Raw genomic sequence first — 22,712 nt, forward strand, 5'->3', positions numbered from 1 at the left:
TTTCGCACCGTCGCGTTGTTGGCTGCATTTGCCAACCCTAGTCACATACTTGTGTATGCTCCTAGGGATTGGCTCATTTTGCCGTCTAGCGACAGCACGAACTATTTAGCGCATTAAGATACTGAACAGATAATAACTTTGTGCAAATAACATGATTTGTTTATTATTTATACTGTGCGAAGTTGATTTAGGTAGAACGATTCGAATCGAATATTAAAAGGGCTTGCTAACGGGCAGGCCTATTTTGAGGAACAGAAATGATAAATAGTACTTTAGGCAATCAAGTTGATAATTCACTGGTTTCTAACGCATTTGGTTTCTTACGTTTCCCGCTGAATTTTCAGCCTTATAGTTCAGATGCAGAGTGGGTGATCACCGGTGTACCCTTCGATATGGCAACTTCAGGTCGTGCAGGTAGTCGTCATGGGCCAGCCGCAATTCGCCAAGTTTCCACAAATCTTGCATGGGAAAGCCACCGCTGGCCTTGGAATTTCAAGTTAACAGACCGTTTGAATGTTGTTGACTGTGGTGATGTGGTATTTGCTTTTGGTGATGCGCAAGACATGAGTGACAAGCTGCAAGCACACACTGAAAAACTACTTGAATCAGGTAAACGTTGCTTGACCTTTGGTGGTGACCATTTCGTTACACTGCCATTGCTGCGAGCTCATGCGAAACACTTTGGTAAAATGGCCTTAGTTCATTTCGATGCACACACGGACACCTATGGCAATGGTAGCAAATTTGACCACGGAACCATGTTCTATCATGCACCAAAAGAAGGTCTGATCGACCCAAATCATTCAGTACAAATTGGTATTCGTACCGAACATGACAGCGACAATGGCTTTACTGTATTGGATGCAGGTCAGGTGAATGATCGTAGTGTGGATGATATGGTTGCGCAAATCAAAGAGATTGTTGGCGACCTACCTGTTTACTTGACTTTCGATATTGACTGCCTTGATCCAGCGTTTGCGCCGGGGACAGGAACCCCTGTTATTGGTGGTTTAACGTCAGATCGTGCATTGAAATTATTGCGTGGAATACAGTCTTTAAACATCGTGGGTATGGATTTAGTCGAAGTGGCTCCGGCTTATGACCAATCTGAAATCACGGCACTCGCCGCAGCGTCTATTGCATTAGAAATGCTGTATATCCAAGCTGCTAAAAAATAAGTTATTTATATTTTACTGTATCAAGAAGCCACCGATTGGTGGCTTTTTTATATCCACAATTTATCTATGTGATTATTATTTATACTGAAAATGAAGGAATCGCACTTTTTGTTTATTGAGTTGAGAATGATTTTTATTAACAATAATCTTGTAATTTACGTATATATGCTTTTTTCTACGGTAAAAAAAATATATTCACCATGTTAATAGTGTAATATTTTTTATAAATATTAAATGTTAGAGTAAAATCATTGCTTTGTAACTTATTGTTATTGTTGCTAACTTAATATTAAAGGTGAACTAGTCAATTTGGCTATTACTCAGTAGGAGATAAGTATGGCGTTAAATAATAAAGTTATTTTAGTTACTGGTGCAGCTCAAGGGATTGGCCGTGGTATCGCATTACGTTTAGCGAAAGAAGGGGCTGATATCGCACTGGTAGATTTGAAAAAAGACAAGCTCCAAGATGTTGCCAAAGAAATTGAAGCTTTAGGCCGTAAAGTAACAACATTTGCCGCAGATATCAGTCAACGTGACCAAGTTTTTGCTGCGGTGGCTCATGCAGAAGCTGAGTTAGGTGGTTTTGATGTAATGATTAATAACGCAGGGATTGCACAAGTTAAGCCAATCGCTGATGTTCGCCAAGAAGATATGGATTTAATCTTCAAAATCAACGTAGATGGAACCATGTGGGGAATTCAAGCTGCCAGTGAAAAATTCCAAGAACGTAAACAAAAAGGAAAAATCATCAACGCCTCCTCTATTGCAGGACATGATGGTTTTGCAATGTTAGGAGTTTACTCCGCTACAAAATTTGCGGTACGTGCATTAACTCAAGCGGCTGCAAAAGAGTATGCAAGTTCAGGTATAACTGTGAATGCTTATTGCCCAGGTATTGTTGGAACAGATATGTGGGTAGAGATTGATGAGCGCTTCTCTGAAATCACCGGTACGCCAAAAGGTGAAACCTATAAAAAATATGTCGAAGGCATCGCATTAGGTCGTGCACAAACGCCAGATGATGTGGCTGGTTTGGTTGCATTCTTAGCGAGTGATGATTCTGACTATATTACTGGTCAATCTATTTTGACTGATGGCGGGATTGTGTACCGTTAATTCACTTATGTGAATCTAAGGTGTAAATAATAGCCGCGATGAATGACTCATCGCGGTTTTTGCTTATGCAGTGTGCTGTTGAATATCGGCTAAAATAGCTTCTGCTTGTGTCCAAAGTAGGGAGCCTCCCTCATCACTTAATAAATGATGTTGGCAATTGGGAAAACGGCTGGCTAATATTTTGCCAAAATCAGGGGAATGAACTGTGCTCATATCGAGTTCGCCATACCATAAAGAGACTGGCACGCGGGTCGTTTCAGGGGTGAATTCCCATTTCTGTAATGCAATTAATAAGTCTTGAACATAACCTTGGTTGCCTTGGGCGAAAGCACGTCGCATGCAATGGCTATATGCCTCAAGGAAATGTTCTTCATTATAGAGTTGCTGGTCTATTTCTGCGCTGCAATTAAGAATAAATGCTAATAACCACTCACCAGTGACATTTTTTAATAACCAATCAGACAGCGCTTTAGGGGTGTTAAGGGCTTGTTCTTGCATGTTCACAACATCAGCACTGAGTACCGCACGAGTTGCAGGGTATTCAAATTGGTCTTGTCCTGACACGATAGACAGTGAAATAGGTTGGCAATAGTGGGCGACGGCCATGGCAAAAACGGCGCCTTGAGAAAAACCGACAACTGAAAATTGAGTAATAGATTGTTCATCTAGTAGGGCTTGAACATCCATAGCAAAGCTTTTCAATGATTTTTCAGGGTGAAATGTTGACTCACCAAGACCCGCGCGTTCAGGAACAATTAAACGAATATTTAGTTTTTCGAGTAAATCCAAACCAAACCCTAATGAACCACTCATTCCCGCTCCAGTACAAAAAATAACAGGAAAACCTGTTTTAGGACCTGATTCGAACCAGCAAAATAGACGGCTATCAGGTAATTTCATCGTGTGTTGATTCAGGTTGGTTAGTGGAACGTTATACATGGTGAATTCCTAACACAGAGCAGGTACAGATTGGGTGATAAGATAGGTCAGTTAATAATTATTAAAACTGGCATTGTTATAGTTACAATTTTAAAGTATTAAATAGGTAAAATGCAAAATATTAGCGTAATAAACATCAATTCATTAACAAAGAGAAGAGTAAAATGGCATTTTCCGAATCAGAAAAGCAGATTTTGTTGGCCGTTAAAGGTGTCGGTCCCATGGTGATTAGCCGCTTAGAACAAATGGGTTTTAGCTCACTCGCACAACTGAGTGAAGCATCTTACGATGAAATTTTAATTTCTGGTGCTGCATTGACAGGTTCAAGTTGCTGGAAAAATAGCCCGCAAGCAAAAAAAGCGGTAGAGGGGGCTATTTTAGCGGCTAAACAGGCGGTTAGGTCACCATCTTAATTAGTTTGATTTCTGGTTTTCCATTTTTTGCTGCGCAAGATATTAAGGACTTGTACTGCCATGGAAAAGAACATCGCAAAGTAGATATAGCCTTTTGATACGTGAACTTGAACACTTTCAAGTAGTAAAGTGAAACCAACTAGAATCAAAAACGATAAGGCTAAGATTTTTACGGAGGGGTAGCGCTCAACAAAGTCGCCAATGGGTTTGGCCGCAAGCATCATAATGAGTACAGCGATGACTACCGCTGCCATCATGATAAATAAGTGGTCTGATAGCCCCACTGCGGTGATCACGGAATCTAAACTGAAGATAATGTCTAATAAAGCAATTTGCACGATAGCGCCCCAAAATGAGCTCACTTTTTTATTTGCTAGATTATTTTCACTTTCCCCTTCAATCGTATCAAAAATTTCTTGGCTTGCTTTCCAAATAAGGAAGATCCCACCTGCGCATAATATGAGATCGCGAGCGGATACAACATGGTCTGCGACAGTGAAAAGCGGCGTGGTAAGGCGTGATAACCAAGCAATCGAAGCCAATAACGCAAGGCGCATCACCATTGCCGCAATAAGGCCTGTCCGTCTGGCACTATTTTGCTGGTGGCTTGGAAGCTTGCTCACCACAATACTGAGGAAAATAATATTATCGATGCCTAGGACAATTTCTAATATGGTTAGTGTGGCGAGTGCCATCCAAGCATTGGGGTCCAGTATCCATTCAAACATCTTAGTACCTTCTAATTAACAAATTAAACAGTGATAATAATTTATCGTCTGCTTTGGTACAGGCGATGGTTAGCGACTAACTTAGATTAAAATGCCGCGCTAACAGGGGCGCGGTAAAATCTTTTTTGAGATAAAAACCACGAGGTAGCGTCATAATCGGTTGACCGAACTCACCAATCGCTTCAGTTAGTGCCTTATTGTTTGCGGCCTTAGGGCGGATCTGTAATACCTGCCCATGGCGTGCAGTGATACTTTCCACTTTGCCTAATACAATGAGGTCCATTAGCTCTTCCCAATCTTGTCTTAGTAACTGTTCTTCAAAGGGAGATGGGCTCCAGATTAACGGGTTTGCGACTCTGCGTTGTGAGAGTGGAATTTGCCTTTCCCCTTCGATAGGAAACCATAAAATGCGGGATAGTTTGCGGCGAACATGGCTATTTTCCCATGTTAAGCCACTATTCCCCGTTAATGGTGCTACAGAAACAAAGGTCGTTTCGAGTGGAGCACCATAACGGTCAATAGGAATGGTTTTTAATTCAATCCCAATATGAGCGAAATCTTGCTCTGCCTTGCTTCCCGCACTCGCACCTAAATAATATTCCAATAGCATACCAACCCAGCCTTTATCTCGTTTGAGGTCAGGAGGGATAGGGATAGCAGCATGTTGGGCGAGCTCACCAAGCGTATAGCCAGCAAGGGCTTGCGCTCGACCCATTAAGGTTGCTTCGTTATCAGGTGGCGGTGGCGCAATAAATGGCATCATGGTTTGAATATTAATGTATAAAAAGTAGCCAGTGAAAATACATAGAACTGAAGAAGTATAACACTTTTTCTTTGATGTTTTTAACTATTTGATATATAGGGATATAATGTTATTTATTCATCCAGGTCATAAATTATAACAGAGGTTATTCAAGTTCATCCCAAGATAATCACAGGATCATGCACTAGGTTATCCACAGGATTTCTGGATAACTGTGAAAAATAGAGATTACTGTGTGTATTTACAGCCTTGACTAAACGGTTTTTATGACGAATATCACAAAATATGAGTAAGTTGAGCACATATCTTGTGGATAAATACAACGTTGTTTGATCTTTGCTCAGTTAAAGTCTTAAGTATTTTAGCTAGAAAAATAGCCAGTGGATAAAACGCTTTTTTGTTATTTACTTCTTTGATTTATCAATGATTATTTGACTATTCTTTTTTTTGATAAAAAAGTGGCTTGGGGATATACCCTGATTACCATGAGGTTGTTCACATGGATATCCACAGAAAAAGTGAATAACATCCTTATTATTCATTTTATCTGTTTATAACTATCATTATTTTGCTAGGTTATCCTCAGAGGGTTTAAACCATGCAGATTTAAAATCAAACCAGCCAAAGGTATTCATCCGTACGCCGCGCATGGTTTTTTGGCCTTGTAGTTCAAGCCAATGATGAAAAATAGGGTGGAAAATTTGCGAGTCAATTAAGCTTTCACACCAGGCTTCTACATCTAATTGGTTATTACGCCATAGATTAAGTTCATCGCGGAGAGTGTTATTAAGGCATTCGCGCAGTAATGGCATTTCGTACAAGGTAGCAAAGATAGAAAATTCAAGAGGTTTAAAAAAGTTAGCTGTTGCTAACCAAATATCACTTTGCCCATTGCCATTAAACCAATCATCATAATCAATGATATTAATCTTGAGCTCCACGCCTTGTGTCTGTAACACGCGTTTCATAATTTGGCTAATCGCATAGAACTCATGGTGGTTGCGATAAAAAGTAACAGTCAGCTCAGTCAAATCTTCAGGCTTAGGGAACAAGGTTAGCATTTTACTATGATGCCAATGGAGTAATAAGCCATAAGCTGGCGCCCAATGGCGCTGATAAAACGGTTCACAATGGGCAAGTAGGTTGACAGGTGTTAAAAAGCTACATAACCATTTACGGACATCTTCACGCTGAGCAACCGGTGAGCGCTGATCCATTAAGAGGAAATAGCAGCCTTCTTCCATGCGGCTTTCAAGTGAATCATTATGGTGCTTGTCACCATCCATTTTTAATGTCGTACAAACCATTTGTTCTGAAAGTTCAGGAACCACCCAAATGGTCACTTCATCTAGCAGTGCACGATAGCCAAAATAGCGGTCGAAAGCCGTGATAGTCAGCTTTTGTGGCAAGTTTTTTTCTACTTGATAGGGGCCAGTGCCGATAGGACAACGGCTAAAGTTTTCGAGGCTCTCCCACTCTTTCGGTAAAATAGCCGCATGATGGCTACCTAACAACCAAGGTAGCTGCTTATCAGGCTCACTTAACATGATATCAATGACATAAGGTTGCGGTGAGCTGACGGATTGTATATGTGAAAATAGCGGCCAACAGGTTTTTAAGCGTAAAAGGGAATAGATAATATCGTCGGCAACCATTTCTCGTCCATGGTGGAAATAAATAGCAGGGCGCAAATAGAAACGCCATTGGGTATCACTGATGGGCTGCCAATGGTGGGCAAGGCCATCTTCCACTTCCCCTTTTTCCTCATTTATATGGGTAAGACCATTAAATATTTGGCTCATCAAGTGAATTTCTGAGCGGCGCATGGGGGCGCCAGGAAGAAGTGTCGGGAAATCTCGATAATAAATAATCCGTAATAAATTCTTACCTTGTCGATAGCTGCGTTCCAGTTCAGACAATACCATTTGGCGAATGGTTTCCTTATCACCCACTAGGGCGACAAGTTTTTCAATACTTTCTTCTTTGAGTAGTTGTTCAGCCTGTGCCTGTTGTAGCTCTAAGCCATTAACATGAAAAATAAGGGCCGAGCGTTTTCCTCGACCAGACTCAGCCTGCCAACTGAGCCAACCTTGTGACTGCATATTATTAAGTAGCGTCCGAACATGACGGCGAGAGCAAAACAGTGTATCAGCGATATCTTGCAGAGTTGTTTCACTGTCTTGGCCCTGAAAGTGTTGCCAGAGACGAATGAACTGGGTTTGTAATCGTGAATTAGACATAAAAGAGGAACTCCGGCAAAAAATACATCAATTTTAATTTCCTAAAATCTCACGATAATAGAAGGCAGTAAGTAGCTCGTTTGGTCTGCATGTTGCAGGCCGACTCCCCCATTTAGAGTAATGGTGTTTATCACCGAGCCGGTTTTTACCGGCTTTTTTTTATTTTTTCGTCATATTTCGCACTGTCGCGTTGTTGGTTTCGTTCAGCTACTTGGGTCACATACTTATGTATGCTCCCCAAGATATCTTCTCTCACCGCCTAGCTACAGTGCGAACTATTTAGAAAAAATCGTTCAGTTAAAGGCAAAAATCTTATTTTGTTATTAATTATACAGGAAGAATTTAATGAGGAAGTAGTTTGAGGTCGTAAATTTGTTAATAAGGATTAATTCCGCATTTTTGGTGCGAAGTAGGCGGTTTAGTTGGATAATTAGAGCTAAAAGAGGAACTACGCCCACCAAAGTAGGCGTAGAAAAGGATTTACTGCATAAAGGATGGAATCTTGCTTTCAAAATCGGTGATCTGGTCGACATGCTGCAACGTCAAACCAATACTATCCAAGCCATTCATCATGCAGTGGCGGCGGAAGCTATCAATTTCAAAATGATAGGTTTTATCACCAGCAGTCACGGTTTGAGCTTCTAAGTCTACCGTAAACTGGCAACCTTCATGGCTATTAACATAGTTAAACAGCTCATCTACTTCAGTTTCACTTAATTTGATTGGTAATAATTGGTTGTTGAACGAGTTACCATAAAAAATATCAGCAAAACTTGGGGCGATAACCACTTGAATACCAAAGTCAGTTAATGCCCAAGGTGCGTGCTCACGGGATGAACCGCAACCAAAGTTTTCGCGAGCTAATAAAATACTTGCCCCTTTAAAAACTGGCTTATTCAAGACGAAATCAGGGTTAGGTTGTTGCCCGTTCTCATCTAAAAAGCGCCAGTCATTAAACAAGTGTTGCCCAAAACCTGTGCGAGTCACTTTTTGCAAAAACTGTTTAGGGATAATGGCATCAGTATCCACATTAGCTGCATCTAAAGGAGCGACAATCCCGACGTGTGTAATAAACTTTTCCATCATTTTCTCCTTAGATTTGAATATCACGTACATCAGCAAAATGGCCATTAATCGCTGCGGCAGCTGCCATTGCTGGGCTAACCAAGTGAGTACGACCTGCGCGACCTTGGCGGCCTTCAAAGTTACGGTTACTGGTTGATGCACAGCGTTCGCCAGGGTTTAAGCGGTCATTATTCATCGCTAAACACATAGAGCAACCCGGTAAACGCCATTCAAAACCCGCTTCAATGAAAATTTTATCTAAACCTTCTTGCTCAGCTTGGGCCTTAACAGGGCCAGATCCCGGAACAACAATAGCTTGTACGCCATTAGCCACTTTTTTACCTTTTGCAATTGCAGCAGCGGCACGTAAATCTTCAATACGTGAATTCGTACATGAACCAATAAATACTTTGTCAATTTTGACATCAGATAATTTAATGCCAGACTCTAACCCCATGTAAGCTAATGCTTTTTCAGCGGAAGCTCGTTCAACAGGGTCTGCAAATGACTCAGGAGCAGGGATCGGCTGGTTGATGGCAATCACCTGCCCAGGGTTGGTTCCCCAAGTGACTTGTGGCGCGATGCTACTTGCTTGAATAGTGATGACTTTATCAAATTGTGCATCATCATCCGTTTTTAATGTTTTCCAATAAGCAACCGCATCGTCCCATTGTTGGCCTTTAGGTGCAAATTGGCGACCTTTCATATAGGCAAAAGTGGTTTCATCCGGTGCGATAATTCCCGCTTTCGCGCCTAATTCAATTGCCATATTGCATACCGTCATGCGGCCTTCCATGCTTAAGTTTTCGATAGCTTCACCACAAAACTCAACAATATAGCCAGTACCGCCTGCGCTGCCCGTTGTACCGATAATCGCTAAAACGATATCTTTTGCGGTAATACCTGCTGGAGCTTTGCCTACGACTTCAATTTTCATTGTTTTAGCGCGTGCTTGTTTCAGCGTTTGAGTCGCCATCACGTGCTCAACCTCAGATGTTCCGATACCAAAGGCTAATGAGCCAAATGCGCCGTGTGTTGCGGTGTGGGAGTCTCCACATACAATGGTCATACCGGGTAAAGTAATACCTTGCTCAGGCCCCATCACATGGACAATACCTTGGTATGGGTGATTCAAATCATATAAAGTTACGCCAAACTCTTTACAGTTTTTCATCAACTCTTGCATTTGAATACGAGCCATATCGCCACACGCATTAATATCTTTGGTTTGCGTTGATACATTGTGATCCATTGTGGCAAAAGTTTTTCTTGGTTGATGTAAAGGACGTTTCTTAGTTCTCAAACCATCAAACGCTTGAGGTGATGTCACTTCATGTACCAAATGGCGATCGATATAAATCAAAGGGATTTCATTTTCGACCTCACGGACAACGTGGGCATCATACAATTTTTGATATAAAGTCTTGGCCATGTTAAACCCCTTCTGCAATATAACGAGCAATAATATCGCCCATTTCACTGGTACTTATTGACTGACCTGCACCCGCTAAGTCGGATGTTCTATAACCTTCTTCTAAGGCTTTATTGACCGCACGTTCGATTGCATCTGCTGCATCGGCTTGGTCTAAGCTAAATCTTAACAACATGGAAGCAGATAAAATTTGTGCAATTGGGTTGGCAATATTTTTTCCAGCAATATCTGGTGCAGAGCCTCCCGCAGGTTCATACAAACCAAATCCAGCTTCATTTAAGCTCGCAGAAGGTAACATGCCCATGGAACCGGTGATCATTGCACATTCATCAGAAATGATATCGCCGAACAAGTTAGAACATAACACCACATCAAACTGAGATGGGGCTTTGATCATTTGCATGGCTGCGTTATCGATATACATATGGCTGACTTCAACATCTGGATATTCTTTTGCGATTTGATTAACCACTTCACGCCATAAGACCGAGCTTTGTAACACGTTTGCTTTGTCGATTGATGTGACTTTGTTATTACGTTTGCGGGCTGATTCAAAAGCAATACGTGCGATACGCTCGATTTCATAGCGGTGATAAACTTCAGTATCAAATGCGTATTCTTCTTGGCCTTCACCTTTGCGGCCTTTTGGTTGACCGAAGTAAATCCCACCTGTTAATTCACGCACACAAAGAATATCAAAGCCTTGAGCTGCGATGTCTGCACGTAATGGGCAAAATGCTTCTAATGCTTGATATAAGCGAGCAGGGCGTAAATTACTGAATAATTTAAAATGCTTGCGTAAAGGCAATAATGCACCACGTTCAGGCTGGCTATCAGGTGGCAAGTGTTCCCATTTCGGCCCACCGACAGAACCAAATAAGACAGCGTCAGCTTCCTCACAACCTTTTACTGTGGCCTGTGGTAATGGTTCACCGTGCTTGTCGATTGCCGCACCGCCAACATCATATTCAGTGGTGTCGATTGTTATTGCAAAACGTTTGCTGATAGCAGCTAAAACCTTGTGAGCTTGCGCCATCACTTCTGGACCGATGCCATCTCCCGGTAATACGGCAATTTTATAACTAGACATTGTTAAACAGCTTCCTTTGTGTTTGATTGTGATTCTTGATTTATTTTTTGTTTTTCTTTTTCAACTTGCTCTGAGCGCCAAATGCTATTCAACACATGCACCATGGCTTTTGCTGAAGATTCAACGATATCTGTCGCTAACCCCATCCCGTGGAACTTACGGTTATGGCATTCAACCACGATATCCACTTGGCCTAATGCATTTTCACCGTGGCCTTTAGCTGACAACTGATAAGAGACTAACTTCATAGGGAATTGTGTAATGTTGCTGATAGCTTGGTAAATCGCATCAACGGGGCCATTACCGGTTGCAGCTTCAGATTTCACTTCATCACCACACTGCATTTTGACCGTTGCTGTCGCAACAATACTAGAGCCTGATTGCGTACTGAAATAGTCCATGACGAAGTGGTCAGTTTCATCTTGTTGTTTAGTAAAGAAAGCTAAGGCTTCTAAGTCATAGTCAAACACTTGACCTTTTTTATCGGCTAAATTCAAAAATGCAGTATATAATTCATCCAATTTGAAGTCTTTACCTTCGTAATACCCCATTTCCTCCATACGGTGCTTAACAGCGGCACGGCCTGAGCGTGAGGTTAAATTCAGTTGTTGTTCTTTTAAGCCAATGGACTCAGGCGTCATGATTTCATAGGTTTCGCGGTTTTTCAGTACGCCATCTTGGTGAATTCCTGATGAGTGAGCAAATGCGTTGCTGCCGACAACCGCTTTATTCGCTGGAATTGGTGTATTACATAATTGGCTAACTAATTGGCTGGTCCGGTAAATTTCTTTGTGATTAATATTGGTATGTACATTTAACATTTGCTCGCGCAATTTAATTGCCATAATCACTTCTTCTAATGCCGTGTTGCCAGCGCGTTCACCTAAGCCATTAATTGTCCCTTCTACTTGGCGGGCACCGGCTTGCACGGCACTGATTGAGTTAGCAACCGACATCCCTAAATCATCATGGCAATGAACAGAAATAACGGCTTTATCGATATTTGGCACACGGTTATACAAATCAGTGATAATTCCACCAAATTGGTAAGGCGTTGTATAACCTACAGTATCTGGGATATTAATGGTGGTGGCTCCCGCATTTATAGCTGTTTCTACAATGCGGCACAAATTGTCAGGGTCAGTACGGCCAGCGTCTTCACAGGAGAATTCAACGTCGTCGGTATAGCGTCTAGCGCGCTTGATGGAATTGATTGCCATATCCATTACGCCATCAAAGGATTTATTTAATTTTTTCTCCATATGCAAATTGGAGGTGGCTAAGAAAATATGGATACGAAAGGCTTCGGCAACCTTTAATGACTCGGCTGCAACATCAATATCATTTTCAATACAACGTGCTAATGCACAAATTCGGCTATTTTTGATTTCTCTGGCAATGGTTTGAACGGACTCGAAGTCACCTGGTGAAGAGACTGGGAAACCGGCTTCAATGATATCAACGCCTAAACGTTCTAACGCAAAGGCGATTTGTAATTTTTCTTTGACTGATAAACTAGCCTGTAATGCCTGCTCACCGTCGCGTAAGGTGGTATCAAAGATAATGACTTGGTTGCTCATATTGTGTTCCTCATATCGAATTTTGTTTTTACTGAGTGTTATGTTCTTCCAAAGCCGCAGGCATAAAAAAACCCGCGGTTGCGCGGGTTCTTAATGTTTGTGGACAGTTTGTTTCTATTTTTCGTCCATAAGCATACCGCGCAAATTTAATGCGAGTAGTAGTAGGCTTAGTAGGCGAATAGAAAATGTCATTGCAACCGTCTCTCTTGAGTATCTTAATTAAACTGTATTTATTGATACGTTATCTTAAAGTTAATGTCAATCATAGATTTTTAGCATATTTTTACCAATCATGAATTATGGCTTTTAGTTGGTGGTTGTTGCTATTTTTTTGGTGTAACTCTTCTGTTTTGTCTGGATTTTTATGTAATTATAAGGGTAAAATTCTTCAATCAGGCATTGTCTAAGTATTGGTTGAGTTTAATATGTTGAATTTTATAATGTTTTTCTGTTTTCCTATGAGTTGAAGTTCAACGCAAGGAATGAATCACCTACACCAATGCTTTTTAATTAAGTTAATTATCTAATAAATGAGTATTTAAAAAATAATCTGATAATGAGGATATTTATTGATTCTAAATACGATTTATTATGATTTCTTGCAAAAATTGCTTTATTATTTTTACGGTGAGTGATTGCAAGTCTAATTAGTAGTTATCACTCATTATTTTGATGAATATTTACGTTTTATGATGATATTTATACTGCAAGTTTAATTAATAGGTTAAGTAATATAAACGTCGTTTTAATAAATGCAGGGAAAGCGAAATAGCTTATTATCTATAAGTTGTTTTAAGAATAATATTTAATGAATTTATATATTCGTCGGTTTCTTTAGATGAATGACTCTTTTCGTTAATGAAAAATGATAAATATATTAGTGGAGTAAAAAATGACTGATTTTGATACAATTTCAACAGCTAAAAAAGATAGTAGCGATATTCATTTACGTAATGTTGATCTTAACCTATTAACGGTTTTTGACGTGGTTATGCAGATGCAAAATGTGACAAAAGCTGCGCAAGTTCTAGGGATGTCTCAGCCTGCAGTAAGTAATGCAGTTTCACGTTTAAAATCAATGTTTAATGACGAGTTATTTGTGCGGTATGGGCGTGGTATTCAGCCGACATCGCGTGCTAAACAATTATTTGGGCCTATTAGGCAAGCATTACAATTAGTTCATAATGAATTACCTAGCGCAGGTTTTAACCCACAAAACAGTGATCGGGTATTTAATTTATCTATCTGTTCACCGTTAGATATTCGCCTAGCTGCTATTATTGTCGAAAAATTTAAGGTAGTTTCGCCTAATATTAATATAATCATTCATTCTTTTATGGGCAATAAAATTGCTCATCAACTAAAATACCAAGAAATGGATTTCTTCCTTGGCTATAATCAATTAGAAAAGACGGAATTTCAACATCAGGTTTTATTTGACGATGAATTAGTATTAGTGGTGGCAAATCATCATCCACGTATTGGTAATTCAATTTCTGAAACTGAACTAAATAATGAACGCCACGCTATTATGTCAATGGATAACATGGGGTCATTTAGTAAACCTTATTATAATAATACTGAGTTATCGCATACGGTTAGTTATCAAGGGACTGACTTAAATAGTGTATTGAGTATTGTTGCTCAAACTGATCTCGTGGCTATTGTGCCAAAATGGTTAGTTAATCATCATTTTGGGCAACTTAAATTACGTACGTTAACGTTACCTTGGCTTAAGGATACACTGCCTTGTTACTTAACTTGGCATGAATCAACGGTTAGGGATAAAGGCCATCAATGGATGAAGTCTCAATTCAATCAATTGATTGAGGAACTCTCTGAACAGCCTGTTGCGGCATAACACGCCTATTTAAAATATTAGAGGTTGTAGGCTATCTCGAACTGATGAGAAAGAAATAGCTCATTTTGTTAAGGGAAAATAACAAATGAAATTGTCCCTTAAGGCCAACAACCTCTATATTTCTGCAAACGTGCTTATAACAAAATATACATGCCAACAAGCTGATTAACTCATTATCGTAGGTGCTATGGTGAGTTTTGTAGCAGACATAACATTTGCAAAAAATTTACATATAAATGCTTTTCACGCATCTCTTTAGTCGATACACTGCGAATATTCAGCTAACACTTGTAAGCTGAAATAATAAGAATGGTTAAGTGCTTGTGAATGTGCCGAGTAGCTTATATCGATAATGACTTATAGGGAATAAACTTTGATTACTGAAAATCTATATCCATACCACTTGGTTAATCGCTTACGTAGCAGGGTTACTGCACAAGAATCAGCGAACCGGATAGCTTTCAGTCAATGGGATAACGGGCAACGTAGCTCATTAACGTGGGGGGAGGTTGGCGATCGCACTTCAGCAATTTCTCGACACCTCTTAGCATTAAACGTTATCGCACAAGAAAATATTGGGTTATTTGCCCACAACAGTATGAATTGGTCATTAGTGGATTTTGCCGCGTTACAAATTAGGGCGGTCACGGTGCCACTTTATGCGACTAGCAGTGTCGAGCAAGCTGCGTATATTATTAACGACGCAAATATTAAAGTGTTATTTGTTGGGGAAGAGGCGCAATATCAAGTTGCATGCCAGTTACCCGCTCTTTGCCCTCAATTAACCACGATTGTTGTGATGAATGACAATGTTAAGTTGGCTGATATTTCAATCAACACCATGCATTTATCCACGTTTATGGCGCAATCACAAACCGCATACCAAGCAGAACTGGATGAACGCATCGCTGCGCATAATCTCAGTGATTTATTTACCATCATCTATACATCAGGTACTACCGGAGAACCCAAAGGCGTTATGTTGGATTACTACAACATGGCTGCGCAGCTGTATCTCCATGACGAACGATTACAACTCACCGCTGATGATGTTTCTTTAAGTTTTTTACCACTTTCACATGTTTTTGAACGTGCGTGGAGCTTTTACGTTATGCACGTTGGAGCACTAAACGTTTATTTAACGGACACCAATCAGGTTCGGGAAGCATTAGCTGAGGTAAAACCGACAGTAATGTGTGCGGTTCCACGTTTTTATGAAAAAGTTTATTCAGCAATACACAGTAAAGTGGCAAAAGCACCTTTAGTACGTAGGGCACTATTTCGCTGTGCATTATCCCTTGGCAGAAGCCGAGTGAAAGCCTTAGCAAAAGGCCGCAAACCCTCTTTTATTAACCGCGCTATTTTCCCGATGGTCGACAAACTGGTCCTCAATAAAATTCGTGAAGGGTTAGGGGGGCGAATTCGGTTCATGCCAGCTGCAGGTGCCCGTCTTGATGACGATGTGATTGCATTTTTCCTTTCTGCAGGGGTAAACATTAAATACGGCTATGGTATGTCAGAAACCTGTGCCACGGTATCTTGCTGGGAAGAAGGGAAATACCCATTAGGCTCGATTGGTACACCACTATCTTCTGTTTCAGTACGTATTGGTAAAGACGATGAAATACAAGTAAAAGGGCCGGTGGTTATGAAAGGCTATTACAACCGCCCGATTGAAACCTTAGATACATTTACAGCGGATGGCTGGTTAAAAACAGGTGATGCAGGGAAAATTGACGAACAAGGTAATTTATATATTACAGATAGACTAAAAGATTTAATGAAAACGTCTAATGGAAAATATATTGCACCGCAGATGATTGAAGGCGTATTAGGGCAAGACAAGTTTATTGAACACATCGCAGTCATTGCCGATGCTCGTAAGTTTGTTTCAGCGCTTATTGTGCCTTGCTATGACAGCTTAGAAGAATATGCCCATTCAATAAACCTGAAATATCGAGATCGTTTAGAACTCTTAAAAGACTCGAATATTGTGGCATTATTCGAAAGTCGCTTAAAAGATTTACAAAAGAATATCGAAAATTTCCATCAAGTTAAGCGTTTTACATTGCTACCAACCACATTTTCAATGGAAAAAGGTGAATTAACGCCGACTTTAAAGCTACGTCGTAAAATCATTTCTGAGCGCTATCAATTAGAAATTGAATCGATGTACAAAGAATAATTTACCATTTAATTATCTGGCTTACCTGTATTATGGGTAAGTCAGGTCTTGTTTTTGCTCTGTTTTTATTTATTCATTCAAATAATAGCTCAATATTAAAAATTGTAACGGTTCCAACTAATTAAAGTTGCACTGTTTTTTCATTCATGCCAGTCATTTTTCCTTCTATTATTTTCATACGCAGTCAATTTATCTATCAAATTCCCATGTTCAAGATGATGTGAAAGTTTCGTGATCCTTGCACTGAAATGGTGTTTGCTTCGTTTCAGCCGGAGAGATATGTTAATAGTACGAATTTCACTATTTAAATGATAAAAATAAAGAGGTAGAGCATACCTCTTCACTTGCAAATAATGTCTGGGGGCAAACTCATGGAGATGTTGTCGGGAGCGGAAATGGTCGTCAAATCGTTGATTGACCAAGGAGTAAAGCACGTGTTTGGTTATCCAGGCGGTGCCGTATTGGATATTTATGATGCACTTCATACTGTTGGCGGGGTAGAACACATATTAGTGCGTCATGAACAGGCTGCGGTGCATATGGCTGATGGTTATGCACGTTCAACAGGAGATGTTGGGGTCGTGTTAGTGACATCGGGGCCAGGGGCAACGAATGCGATTACGGGTATTGCGACAGCTTATATGGATTCAGTACCGATGGTGGTGTTATCGGGGCAGGTTGCCAGTTCGCTAATTGGTAATGATGCGTTTCAAGAATGCGACATGGTTGGGATTTCAAGGCCAATAGTAAAGCACAGTTTTTTAATTAAAAGCGCAGAAGAAATTCCTGAAACCATCAAGAAAGCTTTTTATATTGCGGCAAGTGGGCGTCCTGGGCCTGTAGTTATTGATTTCCCTAAAGACACCGTTAACCCTGCCTTGAAGTTTGCTTATCGTTATCCAGAAAATGTTTCTTTGCGTTCTTATAACCCAACGCTGCAAGGCCACAAAGGTCAAATCAAAAAAGCGTTAACTAAATTGGTTTCGGCAAAAAAACCGGTTTTTTATATTGGCGGGGGAGCGATTAACGCGAATTGCTCTGCTGAACTTATTGAGTTGGCAGAAAAACTACAATTACCAGTAGTATCAACCTTAATGGGGTTAGGAGCTTTCCCAGAAACTCACAAGCAGTCTGTCGGGATGCTTGGAATGCATGGAACCTATGAAGCTAATAAGGTTATGCATAACTCAGATGTGATTTTTGCTGTTGGTGTTCGTTTTGATGATAGAACAACGAACAACTTAGAAAAATACTGCCCAAATGCGACTGTTATCCAAATTGATGTTGACCCAACGTCTATCTCAAAAACGGTTAATGCGGACATCCCAATCGTGGGTGATGCGAAACTTACATTAAAGCAAATGTTAGGTCAGTTAGACCAGGCTTCAGCAAAACAAGATAACCAAGCGCTCACTGCATGGTGGAAAGAAATTGAACAGTGGCGTAGTAAACAATGTTTACGTTATGAAACCAGCCCAACAAAAGTTAAGCCACAACAAGCTATTGAAATGATTTACCGTTTAACGAAAGGTGAAGCGTATGTGACATCTGACGTCGGGCAGCACCAAATGTTTGCCGCATTATATTATCCCTTTGATAAACCTCGTCATTGGATAAATTCTGGAGGTCTTGGCACGATGGGCTTTGGTTTACCTGCTGCATTAGGGGTGAAATTAGCGCATCCAAAATCGACAGTTGTTTGTGTGACCGGGGACGGCAGTATCCAAATGAACATTCAGGAGCTTTCAACAGCCCTGCAATATGGTTTACCGGTTTTAGTACTCAACTTAAACAATGGTTTCTTAGGCATGGTAAAACAATGGCAAGATATGATTTATCAAGGCCGCCATTCGCAATCCTACATGCAATCATTGCCTGATTTCATCAAGTTAGCGCAAGCTTATGGCCACGTTGGTATTTCGATAACAACACCTGATGAGCTGGAAGAAAAACTAAAACAAGCCCTTGTTGAAGTAAATGAAAATCAGCGATTAGTCTTCGTTGACGTAAATATTGATGAAACTGAGCACGTTTATCCAATGCAGATCCGTGGCGGCGCAATGGATGAAATGTGGTTGAGCAAAACAGAGAGGACCTGATCATGCGTCGTATTTTATCCGTTTTATTAGAAAATGAATCAGGTGCTTTGTCCCGTGTCATAGGTCTGTTCTCTCAGCGTGGTTATAATATTGAAAGTTTGACCGTGGCGCCAACGGACGATCCAACATTGTCACGTATGACTATCCAAACTAAAGGGGATGCAAAAGTTCTTGAGCAAATTGAGAAACAATTGCATAAATTGGTTGATGTGCTGCGTGTCAGTGAGCTGACGGCGTCAGCACATATTGAACGTGAAATCATGTTAGTGAAGCTACAGGCCTCTGGATATGGGCGTGATGAAGTGAAGCGCTGTGCGGATATTTTCCGTGGACAAATTGTTGATGTAACCCCAACGCTTTATACCGTTCAGCTAGCGGGAACAAGCGAAAAACTGGATGCTTTTATCGAATCAGTGCGTGGTGTTGCTGAAATTGTTGAAGTTGTACGCTCAGGGATTGTCGGAGTTTCACGCGGTGATAAAATTATGCGATGAAAAATTTATCTTCCGAAGGTAGAATAATCGCGTTTAAGGCCCCGAATGATTCGGGGCTATTCCCAAAATTGTAAAGAGGTTAACGTGAAACTGGATGAGATAGCCCGTCTAGCGGGTGTTTCCCGCACAACGGCTAGTTATGTGATCAACGGCAAGGCCAAGCAGTATCGAGTCAGCGATAAAACTGTAGAAAAAGTGATGGCAGTCGTCAGAGAGCACAATTACCATCCAAATGCAGTTGCTGCGGGGCTACGAGCAGGGCGTACCCGTTCTATAGGGTTAGTGATCCCAGACTTGGAAAATACCAGCTATACCCGTATAGCAAATTACCTTGAAAGGCAGGCGCGTCAACGTGGTTATCAACTACTAATAGCATGCTCAGAAGACCAACCTGACAATGAAATTCGTTGTGTTGAGCACCTTTTGCAACGACAAGTTGACGCCATTATTGTTTCGACAGCTTTACCGCCGGAACACCCGTTTTATCAGCGTTGGGCGAACCGTTCTTTACCGATTATCGCACTTGATAGAGCCCTTGAAAAAGAGCATTTTATTAGTGTCGTTGGTGATGACCAAGAAGATGCTTTCATGATTTCAGCAGAACTACGCAAGTTTAATGCTGAATCCGTATTGTATTTGGGGGCGTTACCTGAGCTGTCTGTCAGCTATTTACGCGAGCAAGGTTTCCGTAAAGCATGGCATGAAGACCCGCGCAAGATTGATTATCTGTATGCAAATAGCTATGAACGCGATTCAGCAGCAGAGGTTTTTGCACATTGGCTTGATAGCGGTAACGAGATGCCTGACGCGTTATTTACAACATCATTTTCCTTACTACAAGGTGTATTAGATGTTGCGTTGAAACGTAGTGGTCGTTTACCTGAGCACATGGTCATTGCCACATTTGGTGATAATGAGTTATTAGATTTTCTCGAGTGCCCAGTGCTTTCCCTTGCACAACGCCATAGGGATATCGCTGAACGTATTTTAGAATTAGTACTTGCCAGCCTTGATGAAAAGCAAAAACCAGAACCTGGTATTACTCGTATTCGCCGTGATTTATGCCGTCGTGGAAGTTTAGGTCGTAAGCAGTAGTAAAATAGACTTAACTTTAATCGAACAGTGAATATTTACACGATAATGAGTGATGTTGGTCACAATAATGAGTAATATAACGGCCCCTATCTTGTAGGGGCTTTTTTTTTATAAGCTAAAAGTAGGTAAATATTTAACTTTAGGATTTATCTTAAGATATTTATTGCTGATTTTAAAATGAAAGCTAAATCGGATGATTAAATTAATATAAATTTATTGTAGATGTATTACTGATTTGTGCGATAAATATTTAAAATTAAATACTGTTTATTAAAACAGTTATTTATTATGTTGATATTTAATGGTTTTATTTTTCTTTCGGGGTGTTTTTACCGTTGTTAGATATTAATGATTATTTGGGGACTCAATAAAAGTAAATAACCGGTACAAGATATACTGATTAAAAATGAGACTTAAGTTGAATTTATAATGATTTGTATGATTTTGCAGCAATCTAGAGTGATCTCGCTTATTTAAGTTGCACTTTATAAAATATATTAATTATATCAACTTGTTATTTCGCATTTTCTTTCCAAGTCATATTTTACCTACCCTTATTTTTTCTGAATTGTTCTGTAAATAAAGCTAAAGCTGAGTGCGACTGGCTTGACAACGTTTTCATACCATTCGTAAACTTTATATGTGGTGAATTGTGGGGTAAAGTGGGTGGCTTGGAAATAAAAGGGGTTTAATCGGGTATGTTTCGTGGGGCAACACTGGTTAATCTCGACAGCAAAGGGCGTCTAACCGTGCCGACTCGTTATCGAGGAATGCTGAACGAGGAATCGAAAGGGCAAATGGTTTGTACCATTGACCTTCACCAGCCATGTCTGCTGCTTTATACCTTACCTGAGTGGGAGATTATCGAAGAAAAGCTTTCTCGGTTATCGACGATGAACCCTGCTGAACGACGCGTGCAACGGCTGTTATTGGGCCATGCAAGTGAATGCCAAATGGACAACGCGGGGCGTCTTTTGTTAGCCAGTACATTGCGTCAACACGCAGGGCTAACCAAAGAGGTCATGTTGGTTGGCCAGATTAATAAATTTGAACTTTGGGATGAACAAACTTGGTATCAGCAAGTGGAAGATGATATTGCCGCTGAGCGCCTTACCAATGAACCACTTTCAGCCCGCTTACAGGATTTGTCACTTTAATAATGACGCAACAGCAATTTAAACACGTAACAGTATTACTGGATGAAGCCGTTAATGGCTTAAACATTAAACCTAACGGTATCTACATTGATGGCACATTTGGTCGTGGTGGTCATTCAAGGTTGATATTAAGTCAGCTTGACGAAAATGGTCGTTTAATCGCCATAGACCGTGACCCAGAGGCAATAAAAGCGGCTCAAACTATTGATGACCCTCGTTTTATGATTAAACATGGCCCATTTTCTGCGATTGCAGAGTATGTCGAAGAAGAAGGGTTAGTCGGGCAAATTGATGGCGTACTGCTGGATTTAGGCGTTTCTTCACCCCAGTTAGATGACCCTGAACGCGGTTTTTCCTTTATGCGTGACGGGCCGTTAGATATGAGGATGGACCCAACCAAAGGGCAATCTGCACAGCAATGGTTGATGGACGCAGAAGCGGATGACATAGCTTGGGTTTTAAAAACTTTTGGTGAAGAGCGTTTTGCTAAACGAATTGCGAGAGCGATTGTTGAGCGTAACCATAACCCGGAAGAAGAACCGTTAACACGCACACGGCATCTTGCTGAATTAATTGCAAAAGTTAGCCCAATGAAAGACAGACATAAGCACCCAGCGACGCGTAGCTTCCAAGCCATTCGAATTTATATCAACAGTGAATTGGAAGAAATAGAAAAAGCGTTAGAAGGCGCAATGAACGTTTTAGCACCACAAGGGCGTTTATCAGTTATCAGTTTCCATTCGTTGGAAGACAGGTTAGTAAAACGGTTTATTCGCAAAAATAGTAAAGGTCCATCGGTGCCAGCAGGTATTCCTCTAACTGAAGCGCAGATTAAAGAGTTAGGTGCAGCGCAGTTACGTGACCTAGGTAAGATGAAACCTTCGGAAAACGAAATTGATGAAAATCCACGCGCACGTAGTTCCGTGTTGCGGTTTGCTGAGAAGGCGGCGGAATAATGGTTCCAGAAAGGCACAGCCTAGCTCGCGTCATTGGGCGTGATTTATTTCGTTATGGCATCGTTCCTTTGATTTTATTAGTGGCAATTATTATCAGTGCTGTTTTTGTGGTAACGACGGCACATGAAACTCGTTTACTAACGGCCGCAAAAGATAAGTTGTATGAAGAAAAAGACTTGTTAGATATCGAATGGCGTAATTTGATCCTTGAAGAAAACACCCTTGCGAGCCATAGCCGAATAGAACGTTTATCGGTTGAAAAATTACAGATGGTGCAAGTTGAACCATCACAAGAAAAAATTATTGTTTCTAAGCAATAAA

At 40.6% G+C, this 22,712-nt stretch carries 19 protein-coding genes; 11 read left to right on the forward strand and 8 right to left on the reverse strand.

All coding sequences use genetic code 11. The features are described 5' to 3' along the window. The first annotated feature begins 257 nt into the window (after positions 1 to 257). A complete protein-coding gene (speB, locus tag M1F17_RS06425; RefSeq protein WP_094961355.1) occupies positions 258 to 1,178 on the forward strand; it encodes an agmatinase in 921 nt (306 codons plus the stop codon). Positions 1,179 to 1,514: 336 nt separating this feature from the next. Further along, positions 1,515 to 2,294, forward strand: coding sequence for an acetoin reductase (locus M1F17_RS06430; RefSeq protein WP_004262072.1), 780 nt, complete (start codon positions 1,515 to 1,517; stop codon positions 2,292 to 2,294). A gap of 63 nt (positions 2,295 to 2,357) precedes the next feature. On the opposite strand, the gene M1F17_RS06435 is transcribed toward M1F17_RS06430, so the two are convergent. Beyond that, on the reverse strand, positions 2,358 to 3,233 hold the full coding sequence (locus M1F17_RS06435) for an alpha/beta fold hydrolase (RefSeq protein ID WP_094961356.1): 876 nt from the start codon (positions 3,231 to 3,233) through the stop codon (positions 2,358 to 2,360). Between the two features lie 164 nt (positions 3,234 to 3,397). Here M1F17_RS06435 and M1F17_RS06440 point away from each other — a divergent pair, with 164 nt between their 5' ends. Beyond that, positions 3,398 to 3,646 carry a hypothetical protein gene (locus M1F17_RS06440; protein ID WP_004262067.1) on the forward strand — a complete coding sequence of 83 codons (249 nt, stop codon included), beginning with the start codon at positions 3,398 to 3,400 and terminating at the stop codon, positions 3,644 to 3,646. On the opposite strand, the gene M1F17_RS06445 is transcribed toward M1F17_RS06440, so the two are convergent. The 7 genes from M1F17_RS06445 to leuA form a co-directional block, all read right to left on the reverse strand. Then, on the reverse strand, positions 3,643 to 4,374 hold the full coding sequence (locus M1F17_RS06445; RefSeq protein ID WP_004262066.1) for a TerC family protein: 732 nt from the start codon (positions 4,372 to 4,374) through the stop codon (positions 3,643 to 3,645). The two genes, M1F17_RS06440 and M1F17_RS06445, sit on opposite strands and share 4 nt — an antisense overlap. A gap of 76 nt (positions 4,375 to 4,450) precedes the next feature. Continuing rightward, a complete protein-coding gene (gene mutH, locus M1F17_RS06450; RefSeq protein WP_036958529.1) occupies positions 4,451 to 5,134 on the reverse strand; it encodes a DNA mismatch repair endonuclease MutH in 684 nt (227 codons plus the stop codon). Between the two features lie 566 nt (positions 5,135 to 5,700). Next, positions 5,701 to 7,377 (reverse strand): HTH-type transcriptional regulator SgrR, encoded by a 1,677-nt coding sequence (gene sgrR, locus M1F17_RS06455; RefSeq protein ID WP_144140748.1) that lies wholly within the window; start codon positions 7,375 to 7,377, stop codon positions 5,701 to 5,703. A gap of 480 nt (positions 7,378 to 7,857) precedes the next feature. Next, positions 7,858 to 8,463 (reverse strand): 3-isopropylmalate dehydratase small subunit, encoded by a 606-nt coding sequence (gene leuD / locus M1F17_RS06460; protein WP_094961358.1) that lies wholly within the window; start codon positions 8,461 to 8,463, stop codon positions 7,858 to 7,860. A 7-nt stretch (positions 8,464 to 8,470) separates the two neighbouring features. Continuing rightward, positions 8,471 to 9,874 (reverse strand): 3-isopropylmalate dehydratase large subunit, encoded by a 1,404-nt coding sequence (gene leuC / locus M1F17_RS06465; protein WP_144140746.1) that lies wholly within the window; start codon positions 9,872 to 9,874, stop codon positions 8,471 to 8,473. 1 nt (position 9,875) lies between these two features. Further along, the gene (leuB, locus tag M1F17_RS06470; RefSeq protein ID WP_144140744.1) at positions 9,876 to 10,964 is read right to left on the reverse strand and encodes a 3-isopropylmalate dehydrogenase; all 1,089 of its coding nucleotides are present in this window, start codon (positions 10,962 to 10,964) and stop codon (positions 9,876 to 9,878) included. Between the two features lie 2 nt (positions 10,965 to 10,966). Then, complete coding sequence (gene leuA / locus M1F17_RS06475) at positions 10,967 to 12,544, reverse strand: 2-isopropylmalate synthase (RefSeq protein WP_144140742.1); 1,578 nt, start codon at positions 12,542 to 12,544, stop codon at positions 10,967 to 10,969. A gap of 892 nt (positions 12,545 to 13,436) precedes the next feature. Here leuA and leuO point away from each other — a divergent pair. The 8 genes from leuO (at position 13,437) to ftsL (ending at position 22,711) form a co-directional block, all read left to right on the forward strand. Then, positions 13,437 to 14,405, forward strand: a complete 969-nt coding sequence (gene leuO / locus M1F17_RS06480) for a transcriptional regulator LeuO (protein ID WP_004262052.1) — start codon at positions 13,437 to 13,439, stop codon at positions 14,403 to 14,405. A 373-nt stretch (positions 14,406 to 14,778) separates the two neighbouring features. Further along, a complete protein-coding gene (locus tag M1F17_RS06485; RefSeq protein WP_036958469.1) occupies positions 14,779 to 16,590 on the forward strand; it encodes an AMP-dependent synthetase/ligase in 1,812 nt (603 codons plus the stop codon). Positions 16,591 to 16,961: 371 nt separating this feature from the next. Continuing rightward, entirely contained in the window at positions 16,962 to 18,689 is a 1,728-nt protein-coding gene (gene ilvI / locus M1F17_RS06490; RefSeq protein ID WP_036958468.1) for an acetolactate synthase 3 large subunit, read from the forward strand. Between the two features lie 2 nt (positions 18,690 to 18,691). After that, positions 18,692 to 19,183: an acetolactate synthase small subunit gene (gene ilvN / locus M1F17_RS06495; protein ID WP_004262045.1), complete on the forward strand. Its 492-nt coding sequence runs from the start codon at positions 18,692 to 18,694 to the stop codon at positions 19,181 to 19,183. 84 nt (positions 19,184 to 19,267) lie between these two features. Then, positions 19,268 to 20,278: a catabolite repressor/activator gene (gene cra / locus M1F17_RS06500; RefSeq protein WP_094961381.1), complete on the forward strand. Its 1,011-nt coding sequence runs from the start codon at positions 19,268 to 19,270 to the stop codon at positions 20,276 to 20,278. A 698-nt stretch (positions 20,279 to 20,976) separates the two neighbouring features. Continuing rightward, positions 20,977 to 21,435, forward strand: coding sequence for a division/cell wall cluster transcriptional repressor MraZ (mraZ, locus tag M1F17_RS06505; RefSeq protein ID WP_004262043.1), 459 nt, complete (start codon positions 20,977 to 20,979; stop codon positions 21,433 to 21,435). 2 nt (positions 21,436 to 21,437) lie between these two features. Next, on the forward strand, positions 21,438 to 22,391 hold the full coding sequence (gene rsmH / locus M1F17_RS06510; RefSeq protein WP_112307303.1) for a 16S rRNA (cytosine(1402)-N(4))-methyltransferase RsmH: 954 nt from the start codon (positions 21,438 to 21,440) through the stop codon (positions 22,389 to 22,391). Next, positions 22,391 to 22,711: a cell division protein FtsL gene (gene ftsL / locus M1F17_RS06515; RefSeq protein WP_200129303.1), complete on the forward strand. Its 321-nt coding sequence runs from the start codon at positions 22,391 to 22,393 to the stop codon at positions 22,709 to 22,711. Before rsmH ends, ftsL begins: the two co-directional genes overlap by 1 nt. The last annotated feature ends 1 nt before the right edge of the window (position 22,712 follow it).

This window comes from Providencia sp. PROV073 (genome assembly GCF_033688125.1).
Taxonomy (GTDB): Bacteria; Pseudomonadota; Gammaproteobacteria; order Enterobacterales; family Enterobacteriaceae; genus Providencia; species Providencia hangzhouensis.

What these genes read in the sequence shown, in the direction of transcription:
- speB (WP_094961355.1), top strand. Translation starts at nt 258, where the DNA reads ATGATAAATAGTACTTTAGGCAATCAAGTTGATAATTCACTGGTTTCT.
- M1F17_RS06430 (WP_004262072.1), top strand. Translation starts at nt 1,515, where the DNA reads ATGGCGTTAAATAATAAAGTTATTTTAGTTACTGGTGCAGCTCAAGGG.
- M1F17_RS06435 (WP_094961356.1), bottom strand. Translation starts at nt 3,233, where the DNA reads ATGTATAACGTTCCACTAACCAACCTGAATCAACACACGATGAAATTA.
- M1F17_RS06440 (WP_004262067.1), top strand. Translation starts at nt 3,398, where the DNA reads ATGGCATTTTCCGAATCAGAAAAGCAGATTTTGTTGGCCGTTAAAGGT.
- M1F17_RS06445 (WP_004262066.1), bottom strand. Translation starts at nt 4,374, where the DNA reads ATGTTTGAATGGATACTGGACCCCAATGCTTGGATGGCACTCGCCACA.
- mutH (WP_036958529.1), bottom strand. Translation starts at nt 5,134, where the DNA reads ATGCCATTTATTGCGCCACCGCCACCTGATAACGAAGCAACCTTAATG.
- sgrR (WP_144140748.1), bottom strand. Translation starts at nt 7,377, where the DNA reads ATGTCTAATTCACGATTACAAACCCAGTTCATTCGTCTCTGGCAACAC.
- leuD (WP_094961358.1), bottom strand. Translation starts at nt 8,463, where the DNA reads ATGATGGAAAAGTTTATTACACACGTCGGGATTGTCGCTCCTTTAGAT.
- leuC (WP_144140746.1), bottom strand. Translation starts at nt 9,874, where the DNA reads ATGGCCAAGACTTTATATCAAAAATTGTATGATGCCCACGTTGTCCGT.
- leuB (WP_144140744.1), bottom strand. Translation starts at nt 10,964, where the DNA reads ATGTCTAGTTATAAAATTGCCGTATTACCGGGAGATGGCATCGGTCCA.
- leuA (WP_144140742.1), bottom strand. Translation starts at nt 12,544, where the DNA reads ATGAGCAACCAAGTCATTATCTTTGATACCACCTTACGCGACGGTGAG.
- leuO (WP_004262052.1), top strand. Translation starts at nt 13,437, where the DNA reads ATGACTGATTTTGATACAATTTCAACAGCTAAAAAAGATAGTAGCGAT.
- ilvI (WP_036958468.1), top strand. Translation starts at nt 16,962, where the DNA reads ATGGAGATGTTGTCGGGAGCGGAAATGGTCGTCAAATCGTTGATTGAC.
- ilvN (WP_004262045.1), top strand. Translation starts at nt 18,692, where the DNA reads ATGCGTCGTATTTTATCCGTTTTATTAGAAAATGAATCAGGTGCTTTG.
- mraZ (WP_004262043.1), top strand. Translation starts at nt 20,977, where the DNA reads ATGTTTCGTGGGGCAACACTGGTTAATCTCGACAGCAAAGGGCGTCTA.
- rsmH (WP_112307303.1), top strand. Translation starts at nt 21,438, where the DNA reads ATGACGCAACAGCAATTTAAACACGTAACAGTATTACTGGATGAAGCC.
- ftsL (WP_200129303.1), top strand. Translation starts at nt 22,391, where the DNA reads ATGGTTCCAGAAAGGCACAGCCTAGCTCGCGTCATTGGGCGTGATTTA.